Genomic DNA, 15,470 nt, shown 5'->3' on the forward strand with positions numbered 1-15,470 from the left:
TGAGCCCCTGCCCGCTGCCACCCTAGCAGATTATCCGAGATGTTGGCGGCATCGCGATTGGGCTTGACCGACTGATGCGCCGGGCCCTGACGATGACGAAGCGGGCATGCCACATTTTGGCACGACGGCGCCACTGACGCTGGAATGCGACAGCAGCGCCACCCGCGACCGCAGGCCTATCCCGTCGTGACGGCGACCTCGACATCGGCCGGATCGATATCGCGATCGAGCGCGATGCGCAGCTTGTCGCGATCCAGCTCGCCTTCCCACCACGCCACGATCACGCAGGCGACGCCGTTGCCGCACAGGTTGGTCAGTGCGCGGCATTCGCTCATGAACTTGTCGATGCCGAGCACGATTGCCATGCCGGGAACGAGCTCCGGCCGCACGGCCGCCAGCGTTCCGGCCAGGGTGATGAAGCCAGCGCCGGTGATGCCCGAGGCGCCCTTCGAGGTCAGCATCGCGACCAGCAGGATCGTGATCTGCTCGCCGAAGGACAGATGAACGTTCATGGCCTGCGCAATGAACAGCGTCGCCAGCGTCATGTAGATGTTGGTGCCGTCGAGATTGAACGAGTAGCCGGTCGGAACCACCAGGCCGACGACCGGCTTGGAGCAGCCGAGCCGCTCCAGCTTCTCCATCATCTGCGGCAGCGCACTCTCGGACGACGAGGTGCCGAGCACGATCAGCAGCTCGTCCTTGATGTATTTGAGGAACTTGAAGATCGAGAACCCGGCGATGCGGGCGATGATGCCGAGCACGATCACGACGAAAGCGATCGCCGTGAGATAGAAGGTCGCGATCAGGCCGGCGAGGTTGCCGAGCGCCTGCGGCCCATAGCGGCCGATGGTGAAGGCCATGGCGCCGAAGGCGCCGATCGGAGCGGCCTTCACCACGAGAGCGATGACGCCGAAGATTGCGTGCGCGGCGTCGTCGACGAAGGCGCGCATCGTGTGGCCGCGCTCGCCGAGCGCCATCAGCGAGATGCCGAACAGGATCGAGAACAGCAGCACCTGCAGGATCTCGCCCTGCGCGAACGCCCCGACCACCGTGTCCGGGATGATGTGAAGCACGAAGTCGACCGACTTCATCTCGCTCGCCTGCTTGGCGTAGTTGGCGACGGCGGCGGCGCCGGCGTTGCTCTGGCCCTGGAACCCGGCCCCCGGCTGGATGAAATTGCCGACGATGAGCCCGAGCGCGAGCGCGAAGGTCGAGACGATCTCGAAATAGATCAGCGCCTTGACGGCGACGCGCCCGACCTTCTTCACCTCGGAGACATGCGCGATGCCCGACACGACGGTGCAGAAGATGACCGGCGCGATCACCATCTTGATCAGCTTGACGAAGCCGTCGCCGAGCGCCTTGATCCATTCGTTCCTGCCGAGCTCGGGCCAGAGCCAGCCGACGACGACACCGAGCACGATCGCGAACAGGACCTGCACATAGAGGATCCGGTAGAACGGCTTCTGCGGCGCCGCGGCCGCTGTGATGGTTGCAGACATCGTATCTTCTCTCCCTGATCTTACTCGGTCTATCTCTCTGGCCTGCCTAGGACCCGCTTCCGCGCCGGCTCCATTGCGTGCCGGGGCAACGTCGCGCGTCTGGACGCGGGCCGCGCGAGGCGGACCCGCTAAGCTGCGCAGTCGGGATCGCCCGTCACCGGGTCTCAGGTGAGGAATGAGCTGTAGGCTGGCATCCGGACGTCCCCTCGCATCTGTTGTTCTGGAGCTGGCGCTCGTTTGGCGGCTCAGTAAGCAGCAATCGTGCCAGCCGAACGGTGCGGCGTGAGGCATCTGCATGTCCTTCAGTTTGCTGCGATTTGTGAACCATCACTCCCGCCGGGCCAGGGCCCTCGCGGCGCCGCGTCTGGACTTTCGGAAAATGGCCCCGGCCGACGCCCGAAGAACCGGACGGGCCGGCACGCCGTGGCCCGACCGGCCCCGCCGGTGATCACGAGCAGGTATCGCCCGTCCGCGATGAGGTTCGGTCCGCGTGGTCGTGCTCGACGAAGCCACAACAAGATCGATCAGCCCGGGCCGCCAGACTCCTTGGGCCAAAGCGGCGCGATCCAGCCCAGCGATTATTCCTTTGTCAGATCGGTCTCGGGTTGGGAACGCACATTTCCTGCGGATATCTTTCCGCATGGAGGTGAACTGATCGTTCTAAGTCGGTGCGGGCGTCGAAGCGCAGGTCGATGGCAAGGCGATGGATGCTGTCGAGAAGTCGTGCGACGAGTGCGTTTCCCATGACCAGGCGTGTTCCGTGTGTCGCCGATCCGGTCCATCGCATAGCGGGTGAGAAGACCGAGGACATGCCTCAATGGTCCAGCGAGGTGGACCGGATGCGCCGCGAACAGGACGCCCGTCTTCCGCTCGAGAAAGTCGAGAACGATCGGGCCGGCCTTGGGGAACATGTCCACGCGTCGGTAGGTCGCGTGCTGGCCGAACTTCGCGGTGAGATAGGTGCGCGCAGCAGCGTCCCCTCACCCTGCTCCTCTGGTCATGCGGCGATCCAGGCGTGGGCCTCGGCCGCCTCGGACAGCGAAAACACCCTGGTCGTTGCCGGCATCATGAACGCGAAGAGACGTACCGCCGTCCGGATCCATTCGATGTCGGTCACGACCGCGATCCTGTCCCAGCGCATCAGATGCTCGATGCCGATCTTGAAGTCTTCCCACATTGCGCCGGCATCGAGCGTGAAATCCTTGCCGGTCTCGTAGTATAATCGAAGAGTCCGGTTGGCTTGAAGTCCGGCGAGCACGGCGGGCGCCAGCACCTTGTCATAGTCCTCCTTCGTCACCCGGCCGCTGCAGCGGAACCCGACGACCTGGTCTGGAAAGTTCGTGAGCTGCTCGATCATGGCGTCCTCCTGTCGTTTTGTTGTGAAACCGAGGGGTTCGATCACGACGCACTCGATCTTGACCCTGCGATCTCGACCTTGCAGAGACTGGTTTGGCGGACCTGGCACCGGCTCGGTAGCTTTAGCGTCAGTCTCTCTGCGCGCTTGTCCGAGCGACCGTCAGATCCAAGGCCCGCGCTGGATCTTGATCCTGCCGGCCAGTATCCCGGCTGCTGTCCCTCGATCGCGAAACGGCTCCATCTCGCCACCGACTTGCAGCCAGTCGACGGCACCCGCGACATCATCTCGCTGTCCTCCGCCTGCGCCCTACAGACCGAGACGTCCAGCCAGGCCGGAAGTCCGGCCGGGATCCGGTAACGTGCGGATGCAGTCGATCCGTCTTCGCGCGGGCCGGAAGGCGCTCGGTTGGTGTTTCCTTGTTGACCATGCCCATGGCGCTGACTCCCCACCGTTGGTCGCCCCCTGACGTGAAACGCACTTCGCGACATCCGGTTGCCGTTTCAGTACCGGATGCGTCAGATGTGGCCACAGGACGCGCTGGCCGCCGCAACGATTCTGCGGAGTCGCCCCTCGCCGAGACGTCGGGTCGACACGGGGCTCGCCGCATGTCCGTCGTTCATCCCGCACACAACGCGTGGCCTGCCGCCGGCGATGGGGAGAGCACCGGCAGCAGGCTCCGTATCCGCGCTTCAGCCGATCGGGACCGCAACAAAATGGGTATTGGCGGCGGACTTGACCCGCATCAGCACGTCGCGCTTGCCGGCGGACCTTGCCTCCGACAATGCGTCGCGCAGTTCGGCGACGGTGCCGACGGTCCTGCCGCCGACATCGAGAATCACATCGCCGGACTGCACACCGTGCTCCGCCGCCGGGCCGTCGGGATCCACGGTGGTGACCACGACACCCTTGTTTCCGGCGCCCGCCACGTCCTCTGCGGGCGCGACTGACAGACCGAGATGTGGCACGCCGCGAGCCGAGCCGCTGTCGTGATCGTCGGAACTGGCCTGCTTCTCCTGCTGGTTCGGCATGTTCGCAAGCGTCACAGCGATGGTCCGGGACTCACCCTTGCGCAGGATGTCGAGCTTTGCCGAGCTTCCGGGGGCCATCGCCGAGATCCGGCCCGCCAGGGCGCGCGAGTCCTTGATGGCTTCACCGTTGACGGCCGTAATGACGTCGCCAGGTTCAATCCCGGCTTTCGCCGCCGGCGTATCCGGCTTTGCTTCGTCGACCAGCGCGCCCGCGGCGTTCTTCATGCCGAGGCCTTCAGCGATGCCTGCGGTCACCGGCTGGACCTGCACGCCGAGCCAGCCCCGGGTCACCACGCCCTTGTCCTTAAGCTGGGCAACGATCATCTTGACCGTCGGCGCAGGTATATCGAAGCCGATGCCGACCGAGCCGCCTGTGGGCGAATAGATCGCGGTGTTGACGCCGATAACATTGCCGTTGGTATCGAAGGTGGGACCGCCCGAATTGCCCTTGTTGATCGGCGCGTCGATCTGGATGTAGTTGTCATAGGGGCTTGAGCTGAGCTCGCGGCCTTCCGCCGAGACGATGCCCGCCGTGACGGTGCCCCCGAGGCCATAGGGATTGCCGACCGCCACGACCCAGTCACCGACGCGCGGCGTTTTGCTGTCCAGGTTGACATAGGTGAAGTCCGACTTGCCTTCGACCTTGATCAGCGCGACGTCGGTCTTCGGGTCGGTCCCAATGACCTTGGCGGTGTAGGTCTTGCCGTCGTCGGTGGTGACCTGCACCGACTTCGCGTGGTCCACGACATGGTTGTTGGTCACCGCGTAGCCGTCGGCCGAGATGAAGAATCCGGAGCCAACTCCCGTAATCAACTGGTGGCGACGCATCTTGCCTTGCGGGCCGTCGGCGAATCCGTATTGGCGGAAGAACTTCTCGAACGGCGTTCCCTGCATGAACGGCTCCCCGTTCGGTCCAAGCATGTCGGTCTCGTCACCTTCGTCGACACTGACGCGGACGGAGATCACCGCGGGCCTGACCTTGGCGACCAGATCGGCGAATCCGGTGGGGCCCTGCTCGCCCTGGGAAGGCGCCGCCGCCCAGGCCTGATCGATCAGGCGGCCATAGCCGAGCGGTCCCGACAGCGCGATCGCCGAACCGATCACGGCAACCGATCCGAGCAGAGTCAGGCGCCGCGCGGGCATGATCCTGCGGCGAGGTTGTTGATTGCTGTCCGACATGGATTGTCTCCTTCAAGATGTTGCGCCTCACGGCGTTGCACGAAGGAGTAACGCTGGTCAGATTACTACGTCCTGTCCGACGAATTAATTCATCCTGTCGGTGAGATGAATTCGTAGTAAGGCGGCATGCGCTGCCGAAGCACAGAAAGATGACCTGTTCGGCAGCGATCGCCCGGCGGACTGCGGCGTTCGGCATAGAAGGGCTCTTAGGTGAAGTGGAGCGATCGATGGCCAAAGATGCAACATCGCCAACGGCCGCCGCAGCTTGGCGCGATTCAAATGGAAGACTGCGAGAGGTGGGCGCCGATCATTCAGGCCGCCGGGCTCGCAGGCAAATAGCCGGTGCCATTTGGAGTGACTTGGGCCTGCGAGTTTGGCGACGTCGTTCCAGTTGCTCGCTCAAGCGTGCTGCGGCCAATGCTGCTGAAACCTCTTTCGGACAAACCCAACGACTATACCGGCGGATTGACGATGATCATCGATGCGATCGCCGCAATTTCCTCGAGCTCATGACGTTTTCGGGCGCGCCCCCTGCATTGTCCGCATGCGCTGAACTCGCTTCCAGCTGGCGTCGGTTCGACTAATGGCAGCAGCCGGGGGGCATGACGGCATCGAATACCCTATTCGACGATATCTTCTTCGCCGCCAGCGGCTGCCTGCAGATCAGTGAGCTCCGTAGCTCGTTCCGAGAGTCTCCTCAGCAGCATGTCCAACATCTGTGCGTCTTCATCGCTCAGACACGCTGCCAAATCTCTATTGTACGCCTTGGTTATCCGTTGCGCCTGCTCGTACAGGGCCTGTCCAGTGTCCGTCAACGAAAGTGCCAAACGTCGCTTATTTTTGGGGAGCCTTGTCTTCGCAATGATTCCGCTGCCCACGAGCCTACCAACCCCTCTACTTGCAGGCTCCAGCTCGATGTCGGCGACTTCGGCGAGTTCGCTCAGGCTCATGCCAGGACGTTGCGCGACGTAAGCAAGAATGCGCCAGTCGCGCCGACCGATCCCCAACTCCCGCCGTAGCATGATGCCCGCGCCCCGCGCGGCGAGCTTTCCAAGATTATAGATACGAAACGCGAGATACTCGTCAATGTTTGACGGATCCTTCAAATTGCTCATGACGTTCCGGCTGAGGGTGGAGGATGGCGGATGAGGTGACGTTTTCGAAACATACCGTCGTTTGACAATCTCCAACAGCAGCATTGTGCATCGCAGAACACATTTGATTTGGTCAAACGTTCGTCGACCATTGACGCTGAGCCGAAAGACACACATCAACGATCGAGCCGCGTCCCTAAATGGACCAAGCTGATAAAGGTGGCGACGGCCACAGGCCCCCCTGCTATCAGCAACCTCGAAAATGTTCGGTGTTCAGATGCAAGCAATCGAAACTGGCATAGTGAGACTAGTTGCTTCTACAATTGCGGCCTGTGTTCTGCTGTGGGGAAATCCCTCCGCGGCAGATGAGATGAAGGTGACTTTGCTCGGAACCGGCACACCGACTCCACGGATCGGAAGCTTCAGTGCGTCAACACTCGTCGAGGCCGGACCCGAGAAATTGCTGTTTGATATGGGGCGGGGCTCGACCATTCGCCTCTTCCAGAAGCGAATTCCGCTCGGCGCCATCACCGCTCATTTCATCACGCATCTCCACTCCGACCATATTGTCGGCTTGCCTGATATGTGGCTCAGCGGCTGGATCGGAACGCCCTGGGCCTCACGAAAATCACCGATGGTGATCTTCGGGCCGGCCGGAACCGTCGCAATGACGCAAAACCTGACCAAGGCGTTCTCGGAGGATATTCGCATTCGCGAGGATGACGAACATCTGCCGCCGGAAGGCGTGGCATTTAATGCGCACGACATTCAGCCCGGACTCGTCTATGAGAAGGGCGGCGTGAAGGTCACGGCGATTGAGGTCAACCACGGTGAGAAGATCAAGCCAGCCTTCGGCTACGTGATCGAGTACGGCGGCAAGAAAGTCGTTCTATCGGGTGACACCAAATATGACGAGCGAATCGTGAACGCCGCGAAAGGCGCCGATCTGCTGGTTCACGAGGTCGCAATCATCGAACCTGATCTCGTGAAGGATTATCCCTCTTATCGTGCTATCGAAGCCCATCACACTTCACCGGAGGAAGCCGGGCGGATCTTCTCGCTCGCAAAGCCGAAGCTGGCGGTCTATTCGCATGTCGTATTCGCGACGGTGAAGCCGGTGCAGGATGTGCCCGAGGAGGCGCTGCTTCGGCGCACCCGCGCGACGTACCAGGGTCCATTAGTCATCGGACACGACCTGATGTCCTTTTCCGTCGGAGACGGCGTGTCGTCCTATAGTCCAGATGGGGAGCCCATGAAGCCGTTGATGGGCGATGGCCAGCGCTGATAACCACACTTGGTGACGATCTGACTGTGAAACTGCTTGGGGAACTATCCTGCCTCTGAAACTCAGATGCGAGCGCCGCGCTCATGTCCCGTCGGCAAAGGCGCGTGTTATCGCCCGCTGCGCGTATTCTCATTGAACGGTGATCCCCGCCAACAAAGGCTCTGAATGTTGGCGTTCGGGACAAGCGCGAGCTGCACGAACTCGTTACGGGCCTCACTAGGCGTATTTGACTTCTGGGGCATGCCGCACCTCCATTTAGGGGTGACAAGCTTGGCGGGTGAGTCAGGGGCTTCAATCAATCTGACCTTAGGCGGGCAACGCCTGGTCTATACCGGGCCTCAAGCAGCCGCCCTCGTTCACGACGCCTTGGTTCGATCTGCTCCCATAGGGCAGCGTTCCTTCCGCGCTGCGCTACGATGACCTTTTCGAGCTTGGCAAAAGGCGTGTTCCCCAACAAGTGGCGGACGTCACCCAATTCCTGCAACCTGCCTAGGGGCCGGCCGTCTTCGGAGAAGCGAGTACCGGCAGACTGTCGCACTTCGGCCACGCTCTCGGACCGCTCCCTGGCCTTTACGTCCGCCTGGCAGGCTTCAAAGGAAACCGGTGCCTCGGGAAGCCAATGCCAGTCGTCTCAGTCTCCTGGGCCCGCGCTGGGGCCTGTCACCTATAGTTTTCGGGATCGGAAGAACTGACGCCTCGTCGCGGCAGAAATCTCGGTTACATGCCTCGCGCTCTCTGCCGCGTCGACCTTCTCGCGTCGCTGCTCCGAGTGCGACTTTTATCAAGGCGTTCGTGCTAGCCCGACGCCAATTGCTTTTCCACCGCCTTGTGATCCTGCGCGAGGCCGGCGGCGATGCCCTTGGCCATGTCGCCGACATAGATGTCCTCCTCGCCGGTCTCGTAGCCGTCGAGAATTTCCTTGGCGGCCTCGGCCGGCGTCATCTTCGGGATCGGCAGGCCGGCCGTCATGCGCGTGTCGACGGCACCGGGCAGCGCGCCGGCGACGTGGACGCCCTTCGGCGTCAGTTCGCCGCGCAGTCCTTGCGTGAGGCTCAGCGCCGCGGCCTTCGAGGCGCAATAGGAGCCCATCAGCGGCAGGTTCACCCGCGCCAGGATGGTCAGGATGTTGAGCACGGCCCCCTGGTTCTTGATCAGCACCGGCGCGAAGGCGCGCGTCAGCCGCAACGGCGCAAGGTAGTTGATCTCGATCTCCTCCGTGGCGATGGCGAGATCGGGCGCGAGCATGAACGCAGTGTTGTGATTGACGCCGGCATTGTTGATCAGCAACGTCGCGTCGGAAGCCTGTGCGGCGGCGGCTGCCGCGTCCCCATCGCTGGTAACGTCGAGCTTCAACGGCACGACCCTGTCGGACGCCGTGAGCGCGGAGACGTCGCGGGCGGCGGCATAGATCTTCGCAGCACCGCGGGCGAGCAGTTCGGCGATGAGCGCCTTCGCGATGGCGCCGGTGGCGCCGGTGATGACGACGACGGAGTCCTTGATCGAAGCACTCATGCGGCTGATCCCTGCTGCTGGGGTTGCTCACGGGGCGAGGTGTCGTCGAGCCAGCCCGGCTCGACATCGGGGAGCGGAATGGCGGCCAGGAGCTGGCGCGTATAGGCGTGTTGCGGATGGGAGAAGATGCGGCCGACCGGGCCGTGCTCGACCACCTCGCCGCCCTTGAGAATGGCGACCTCGTCGCAGAGCACGCGGATCACTGAGAGATCATGGCTGATGAAGACCACGGTCAGCCCGAGCCTGGCGCGCAGCTCCTTCAACAGCATCAGGATGTGCGCCTGGGTCGAGACGTCGAGCCCGGAGACGATCTCGTCGGCGACGATGAAGTCCGGCTGCAGCGCCAGCGCGCGTGCGATGCCGGCGCGCTGGCGCTGGCCGCCGGAGAGCTCGTGCGGATAACGGTCGACGAAGGCTGTCGGCAGGCCGACGAGATCGAGCAGCGCGGCGGCGCGGTCGCGGCGATCGCGCCGGCCTTTCAACTGTCCATAGACCTCGAGCTGGCGCGTCAAGGTGACCGCGAGCGGCAGGCGCGGATTGAGCGAGGATTGCGGATCCTGGAAGATCATCTGGATGCGCGCGCGCAAGGGGCGCAGCGCGGCTTCCGACAGATGGCTGATCTCGATGCCGTCGAACTGGATGCCGCCCGACGTCGGCTCCAAGAGCCGCACCAGCAGCCGGCCCAGTGTGGTCTTGCCCGAACCGGATTCGCCGACGAGGCCGAGCACCGCGCCGCGCGAAACGGCGAGATCGACCGACTTGATGACGTCGCGCATGACCGGCTTGCCGAACAGCGATTTCGATCGCGCCGGATAGGCGAAGCCGAGCTGGCCGGCGCGCAGCAGGATCTCGCTCATGCCGGCCTCCCCGCCGCGAGCTGATCGAGCCTGTGCGCCTCGGCCCACAAGCTTTCGATCAGCGCCGGAGGCACCGGCTTTAAACTATCCGCGGGACGGTCGGCGCGCGGCGTTGCCGCCAGCAGCGCGCGCGTATAGGCGTGGTGCGGCTTCACCAGCACGTCCGAGGTCAATCCATCCTCGAGCACGCGGCCGGCATGCAGAACGGTCATGCTGCGGCAGACCTTGGCGACGACGCCGAGATCATGGGTGACGAACAGGATCGCGGCGCCGTGGCGCTGACGCATCCGCTCGACCAGCTGCAGCACCTGGCGCTGCACGGTGACGTCGAGCGCGGTGGTCGGCTCGTCGGCGATGACCAGCGACGGGTCACAGGCGAAGGCCATCGCGATCAGCACGCGCTGGCGCATGCCGCCGGACAGCTCGTGCGGATAGAGATGCAGCACACCGGCGGGATCGTGGATCGCGACCTCGGCAAGCAGCTCGGCGGCGCGATCGCGCGCGGCACGCTTCGACAGCTTCAGATGCAGCTGCAACACCGCGCATATCTGCGCGCCGATACGCCGGACCGGGTTGAGCGACGTCATCGGATCCTGCGGGATCAGCGCGATGCGCCGTCCCAGCAGGTCGCGGCGCTGCTTGTCCGGCATCGCCAGGAGGTCGCGACCCTCGAAGCTCACGCGGCCGGCCGTGATGGCGGCCTTCGCCGGCAGCAGGCCGAAGATGGTGCGGCCGACCATCGACTTGCCGGCACCGGATTCGCCGACGAGCCCGCGGACCTCGCCGGCCTCGACGCGCAAGGAGACGCCGCGCAGCACATTGGCGGCGCCGATCGCGACGTGGAGATTGTCGATGTCGAGCACGGCACTCATCGGCGCTGCACCGGATCGAGCGCGGCGCGCAGGCCGTCGCCGAGCAGGTTGAAGCCGATCACGCTGACGATGACGGCGCCGATCGGCAGCGCCATGATCCAGGGCGCCTGGTAGACGATCTGCCGTCCCTCGGTGATCATGCCGCCCCAGCTCGCGGTGTCGCCGGTGACGGAGATGCCGACGAAGGACAGGATGACCTCGACCAGGATAGCTATGCCCATCTCGACCGCCAGCAACGTGACGATCAGCGGCACGAGGTTGGGCAGGATCTCGAGCCGCAGCGCCTGCGCGCGGGTGAGGCCGAGCACCCGGGCCGCGGCGGCGTAGTCGCGCGCAAGCTGGGCCTGCGTTTCGGCTCTGGTGATGCGGGCGAAGCGGGTCCAGTCGACGACCACGATCGCAGCAATGACCGAGGTGAGGCCGGCGCCGATGACGGCGGCGAGCACGATCGACAGCAGCACCGGCGGGAACGCCATCCAGACGTCGATCAGCCGCGACACCAGCTGATCGATCCAGCCGCCGAAGGCGCCGGCAATCAGGCCGAGTGCGATGCCGATGACCGCAGCGAGCAGCGAGGCGATCAGCGCGACGGAGACCGCAGTACGCGCGGAATATATCAGGCGCGACAGCACGCAGCGGCCGAGGCTGTCGGTGCCCAACGGAAACGCCGCCTCGCCGCCGCGCATGAAGGCCGGCGGCAGCTGCGCCGACATCAGATCCTGCTCGGCCGGATCATGCGGCGCGATGACCGGGGCGAACAGCGCGATGAGCAGCAGCAGCGCCACAAGGCCGCCGCCGATCCACAGCCGCGCGCCGCCGCGTGAGAGAGCGCTGCGCCAGCGCGACGGCTGGGCCGTGATCGGGCCAGAAAGAACCAGGTCAACCATGGCGCAGCCTCGGATCGAGCAGCGCCACCAGCAGGTCGACGGCGAGGTTGAGAGCGATGAACAGGACGGCGAAGGTCAGGATCAGCCCCTGGATCAGCGGGAAGTCGCGGTTGATGACGGCATCGATCGCCATGTTGCCGATGCCCTCGTAGGAGAAGATGCGCTCGACCAGCACGGTGCCGCCGAGCAGCAGGGTGACCTGCACGCCTGAGAGCGCGACCGTCGGGATCAGCGCGTTGGGGAACACCTCGCGCTGCAGGATCGTGGTGCGCGAAAATCCGCGGGTGCGGGCGATCTGGGCGTAGTCCTGGTCCTCGGCCTCTGCGAGCTGCGCCTTGAGGAGACGCGCGACCAGCGCGGCGAAGGGCAGCGCGAGCGCCAGCGACGGCAGCAACATATGGCGCAAGAGATCGGCGGCGACGTCGAGGCGCATGGTGAGCAGGCTCTCGATCAGATAGAAGTGGGTGCGGAAGGCCACGGCAAGCTGCGGATCGAGCCGGCCGGAGATCGGCAGCAGCGGCAGCAGCACGCCGAAGCCGAGCAGCAGGATCAGGGCCCACAGGAAATCAGGAATGGCGAGAAAGAAGCCGTTGGCGGTGTCGAGCAGCCATTCGGCGCGGGTGCCGCGCGTGAGGCTGCCGACCAGCGCCACGGCTCCGCCCATCACGAGCGCCATGATCACCGAGAGCGCTGCGAGCTCAAGGGTCGCCGGCAGCCGCGCGCTGACCAATTCGAACACCTGCTGGCGCAGGCTGATCGAGCGGCCGAAATCGCCCGACGCGACTTGGCCAAGCCAGGTGATGAACTGCGACAGCAGCGGCTGATCGAGGCCGTAGAGCGCGCGCAGCCGCGCAATGTCGGCCGGCGAGGCGCCGGGCGGGATCATCATCGCGATGGGATCGCCGGGCACCACGCGCAGCAGCACGAACACGATGGCGCCGACGCCGAGCAGGGTCGGCGGGATCAGAGCGAGGCGCTTGAGAATGGCGCTCCAGCGCATCGCCCGACTCCGTCTCAGCCCTGGGTCACGAGCTGCGGCAGGATCATGCCGTTGGCCTGCGGCACCACCTTCAGCCCCTTCTTGTGCACGATCGGCTGGACGTATTGCAGCAGCGGGATCACCTCACCCTCTTCGGCGATGTATTTGTCGACCGCTTTCCAGCCGGCGATGCGCTTGGCCTCGTCCTTCTCGCCCCACAAGGGCCCGATGCGCTCGATCAGGTCCTTGCCCTTCCAGGCTGAATGTGGCGACGGGCCGAACATCGCAAAGCCGGTCGAGGTCGTGGGATCGCCGATCGCGTTGCCCCAATTGTAGAACGCCGCCGGCGCCAGCGCGTGGCGGGCGCGCAGCTCGAAATGCTGCGCGATCTCGTAGACCTCGATGTTGGCCTCGATGCCGACCTTGCGCCACATGCCGGCGATCGCCTGGACCATTTCGTAGTCCTTCGGCTTGAAGCCGCGCGTGGTCTGGATGGTGAACTTGACCGGCTTAGCGGCCGAGTAGCCGCTCTGGGCGAGCAGGCTCTTGGCGAGCTCCGGATCATAGGCGACCTTGATCGAGGGATCGAAGGCGGCGTAGCCCGGAGCTTCCAAGGTATCGATCGGCACGCCATAGCCGCGCAGCAGCTTGTCGACGATCGCCTTCTTGTCGATGGCGTGGTTGGCGGCGAGCCTGATGTTGCGGTCGAGCATCGGATCGATGTCGGTAAGGAAGATCATTCCGATGTCGGAGATCGGCTGCGTCAGGCCTGCCAAATTCGGCTTGGCCTTGAGGCGGTCGAACTCTTCATAGGGAATCTCGAAGGTGATGTCGGAGCCACCGGACTCGATCTCGGCGACGCGGCTGGTCGGATCGGTGACGAACTTGAAGACGACGGTCTCGAACGCCGGCTTCGGCCCCCAATAGCCGGGATGCGCCTTCAGCCGCAGGAACGCGTTGCGCTCGAAGGCATCGACCTTGTACGGGCCGGAGCCGATCGGCGCCTTCTCAAAGCCCTCCGCGCCGACCTTCTCGTAATAGGCCTTGGGCAGCACGTAGCCGGTGAGGAACGCCATCCATTTGAACAGCACCGGCTCGAACTCAACCACGTCGGCCGTGATGGTCTGGCCGTCGATCTTGAAGTTGTTGATCTTCGACCAGACGAACTGGATCGGGTTGCCGCCCTTCGGATCGGCGGCGCGGGTCAGCGACCACACCACGTCCTCCGGCGTCACCTTGGAGCCGTCATGCCAGGTCGCGTCGGAGCGCAGCTCCATCGTGACCTTGGTGCGGTCCTCGTTCCAGCCCCACTTCGTCAAGAGGCCCGGCTTGAACGAGAGATCGGCGGCCTGGCCGATATAGGGATCGAAGATGGCCTGGTAGATCGACTGGATGGTCGGATTGACCGCCGAGACGCCGACGGTCGGATCGAACGACGGCAGGTTGACGTTGTAGGCGATGGTCAGCGCGCCCGGCGCGGCACTGGCGGGGCGCAGCGGCAGGCCGGTGGCGAGTGGCAACGCAGCTGCGCCTGCGAGCTGCAACATCGTACGACGAGAGATCTGATGGTCACGCATGGTGATGCAACTCCGCATGGACGAAGGACGATGAGCGAAGAGAAGCGACGTCCCTGCCGACGCCGCCGGACGAATTGATCAGTTCGGCGCGCTCTCGGCCCAGCGCTTCATCAGCGTGTTCGAGGGCAAGGATTCGTCGACCAGCTTCTTCGCCGTCTCGATGCCGGCGACCGGGAGCTTCGCCGGATCGAGCAGGCCGATCTGCACCAGCACCGAGGCCTGATCCCAGTAGATGTGCTCGTTGTAGAGCTTGTCGCCGCGGAAGCGGACGATCGCAACCAGCGGAATCTCGACATATTTGCCGGTCGGCGGGATGCCGGGCAGCATCCAGTCGATCTCGATGTCGTGGGTGAAGCAGAACAGCATCTCGTCGACGACGCGGTCGGCGCCGATGGTGCGCGAGATCGGCACCAGCTTGGTGTCCGCCGGCGTCTTCGGAATGAAATGGTTGGCGTAGAACCTCAAGAGATCCTTGTAGCCGACGCCGCCGGTCATGGTCGGGATGTGGTTGACGTAGGGCTCGGCGACCATGGTGCCCATCGTCGCCTCCGCCGAGCGGGTGGCGAATTCGAGCTCGGTGTGACGGTCCCACAGCGACGACAGATCGTAGTGCGGGCCGAGCACTTTCCGGAACAGCGCGATCGAGCGCGAATGCGCCATCAGGGTCGCCGGCTTGTCGAAGCTGGAGCGCTCCGGCGCGGCGAAGGCGTGGTCGCAGCCTGGATAGAGATAGAACTCGGCATCGTCGCGGCCGGCAAAGCCGGCCTTGACCGCCTCGCGCGCCTCGGCGGGCGCGAACTTGTCGAGCTCGGCGAAGTGGAAGACGATCGGGCCCTTGATGTTCTTGGCCTCGGCGATATCGGCCTCGATGCCAACGCCATAATAGGAGACGGCGCAATCGACGTCGGTGCGGGCGGCGGTGAGATAAGCGAGCTTGCCGCCGAGGCAGAAGCCGAGCGCGCCGACCTTGCCCTTGCACTCGGGACGGGCGCGCAGCACCTTCAGCGCGTCGGCCGTGTCCTTGATCGCGAGATTGACGTCGAAGCGCTGGTAGTAGCCGAATGCTTTACCGAAATCCGCCTCACCATAGCCGAGCTCGATGCCCGGCTCGAAGCGCCAGAACAGGTCCGGCGCCAGCACCACATACCCTTCCTCAGCATAATAGTCGGCGACCGCGCGCATCGAGGCGTTGACGCCGAAGATCTCCTGCAGGAGCACGATGCCGGGACCGGAGCCTGACGCGGGCACCGCGAGATAGCCCTTGAACGTGCCGCCATCGGCGGCGGCGATGTCGATCCACTGACCAGCCACTGTCGTGCTCCCCGGTTCTGCCGGCCGACG

At 64.4% G+C, this 15,470-nt stretch carries 12 protein-coding genes; 1 reads left to right on the plus strand and 11 read right to left on the minus strand.

Annotated features, from left to right (window positions below; all coding sequences use genetic code 11):
• Positions 1–176 precede the first annotated feature (176 nt).
• From ACQR1D_RS25810 to ACQR1D_RS25825, 4 genes are all read right to left on the minus strand, one after another.
• On the minus strand, positions 177–1,502 hold the full coding sequence (locus ACQR1D_RS25810) for a dicarboxylate/amino acid:cation symporter (RefSeq protein WP_315802402.1): 1,326 nt from the start codon (positions 1,500–1,502) through the stop codon (positions 177–179).
• Between the two features lie 997 nt (positions 1,503–2,499).
• Positions 2,500–2,859, minus strand: a complete 360-nt coding sequence (locus ACQR1D_RS25815; protein ID WP_316218437.1) for an STAS/SEC14 domain-containing protein — start codon at positions 2,857–2,859, stop codon at positions 2,500–2,502.
• A 689-nt stretch (positions 2,860–3,548) separates the two neighbouring features.
• The gene (locus tag ACQR1D_RS25820; RefSeq protein WP_434839778.1) at positions 3,549–5,066 is read right to left on the minus strand and encodes a Do family serine endopeptidase; all 1,518 of its coding nucleotides are present in this window, start codon (positions 5,064–5,066) and stop codon (positions 3,549–3,551) included.
• Between the two features lie 620 nt (positions 5,067–5,686).
• Complete coding sequence (locus ACQR1D_RS25825) at positions 5,687–6,181, minus strand: MarR family winged helix-turn-helix transcriptional regulator (protein WP_434839779.1); 495 nt, start codon at positions 6,179–6,181, stop codon at positions 5,687–5,689.
• 349 nt (positions 6,182–6,530) lie between these two features.
• Here ACQR1D_RS25825 and ACQR1D_RS25830 point away from each other — a divergent pair, with 349 nt between their 5' ends.
• Entirely contained in the window at positions 6,531–7,445 is a 915-nt protein-coding gene (locus tag ACQR1D_RS25830) for an MBL fold metallo-hydrolase (protein ID WP_316218434.1), read from the plus strand.
• Between the two features lie 795 nt (positions 7,446–8,240).
• Here ACQR1D_RS25830 and ACQR1D_RS25835 read toward each other — a convergent pair.
• The 7 genes from ACQR1D_RS25835 to ACQR1D_RS25865 all read right to left on the minus strand — a co-directional run bounded on the left by ACQR1D_RS25835 (position 8,241) and on the right by ACQR1D_RS25865 (position 15,440).
• Complete coding sequence (locus ACQR1D_RS25835; RefSeq protein ID WP_315802397.1) at positions 8,241–8,957, minus strand: SDR family oxidoreductase; 717 nt, start codon at positions 8,955–8,957, stop codon at positions 8,241–8,243.
• A complete protein-coding gene (locus tag ACQR1D_RS25840; RefSeq protein WP_434839780.1) occupies positions 8,954–9,814 on the minus strand; it encodes an ATP-binding cassette domain-containing protein in 861 nt (286 codons plus the stop codon). The genes ACQR1D_RS25835 and ACQR1D_RS25840 overlap by 4 nt, the downstream gene beginning before the upstream one ends.
• Positions 9,811–10,686 (minus strand): ABC transporter ATP-binding protein, encoded by an 876-nt coding sequence (locus ACQR1D_RS25845; RefSeq protein ID WP_316178416.1) that lies wholly within the window; start codon positions 10,684–10,686, stop codon positions 9,811–9,813. Before ACQR1D_RS25845 ends, ACQR1D_RS25840 begins: the two co-directional genes overlap by 4 nt.
• Positions 10,683–11,573, minus strand: coding sequence for an ABC transporter permease (locus tag ACQR1D_RS25850; protein ID WP_315802394.1), 891 nt, complete (start codon positions 11,571–11,573; stop codon positions 10,683–10,685). The genes ACQR1D_RS25845 and ACQR1D_RS25850 overlap by 4 nt, the downstream gene beginning before the upstream one ends.
• Positions 11,566–12,573, minus strand: a complete 1,008-nt coding sequence (locus ACQR1D_RS25855; protein WP_434839781.1) for an ABC transporter permease — start codon at positions 12,571–12,573, stop codon at positions 11,566–11,568. Before ACQR1D_RS25855 ends, ACQR1D_RS25850 begins: the two co-directional genes overlap by 8 nt.
• 14 nt (positions 12,574–12,587) lie before the next feature.
• Complete coding sequence (locus ACQR1D_RS25860; protein WP_434839782.1) at positions 12,588–14,129, minus strand: ABC transporter substrate-binding protein; 1,542 nt, start codon at positions 14,127–14,129, stop codon at positions 12,588–12,590.
• A gap of 78 nt (positions 14,130–14,207) precedes the next feature.
• On the minus strand, positions 14,208–15,440 hold the full coding sequence (locus ACQR1D_RS25865) for a dienelactone hydrolase family protein (RefSeq protein WP_316218430.1): 1,233 nt from the start codon (positions 15,438–15,440) through the stop codon (positions 14,208–14,210).
• Positions 15,441–15,470 lie beyond the last annotated feature (30 nt).

It is taken from the genome of Bradyrhizobium sp. HKCCYLRH2047, assembly GCF_051168175.1.
GTDB lineage: Bacteria > Pseudomonadota > Alphaproteobacteria > Rhizobiales > Xanthobacteraceae > Bradyrhizobium.

Excerpts from the sequence above, each read along its gene's own strand:
- ACQR1D_RS25810 (WP_315802402.1), bottom strand. The coding sequence starts at position 1,502 with ATGTCTGCAACCATCACAGCGGCCGCGGCGCCGCAGAAGCCGTTCTAC.
- ACQR1D_RS25840 (WP_434839780.1), bottom strand. The coding sequence starts at position 9,814 with ATGAGCGAGATCCTGCTGCGCGCCGGCCAGCTCGGCTTCGCCTATCCG.
- ACQR1D_RS25850 (WP_315802394.1), bottom strand. The coding sequence starts at position 11,573 with ATGGTTGACCTGGTTCTTTCTGGCCCGATCACGGCCCAGCCGTCGCGC.
- ACQR1D_RS25825 (WP_434839779.1), bottom strand. The coding sequence starts at position 6,181 with ATGAGCAATTTGAAGGATCCGTCAAACATTGACGAGTATCTCGCGTTT.
- ACQR1D_RS25835 (WP_315802397.1), bottom strand. The coding sequence starts at position 8,957 with ATGAGTGCTTCGATCAAGGACTCCGTCGTCGTCATCACCGGCGCCACC.
- ACQR1D_RS25820 (WP_434839778.1), bottom strand. The coding sequence starts at position 5,066 with ATGTCGGACAGCAATCAACAACCTCGCCGCAGGATCATGCCCGCGCGG.
- ACQR1D_RS25830 (WP_316218434.1), top strand. The coding sequence starts at position 6,531 with ATGAAGGTGACTTTGCTCGGAACCGGCACACCGACTCCACGGATCGGA.
- ACQR1D_RS25855 (WP_434839781.1), bottom strand. The coding sequence starts at position 12,573 with ATGCGCTGGAGCGCCATTCTCAAGCGCCTCGCTCTGATCCCGCCGACC.
- ACQR1D_RS25815 (WP_316218437.1), bottom strand. The coding sequence starts at position 2,859 with ATGATCGAGCAGCTCACGAACTTTCCAGACCAGGTCGTCGGGTTCCGC.
- ACQR1D_RS25860 (WP_434839782.1), bottom strand. The coding sequence starts at position 14,129 with ATGCGTGACCATCAGATCTCTCGTCGTACGATGTTGCAGCTCGCAGGC.
- ACQR1D_RS25845 (WP_316178416.1), bottom strand. The coding sequence starts at position 10,686 with ATGAGTGCCGTGCTCGACATCGACAATCTCCACGTCGCGATCGGCGCC.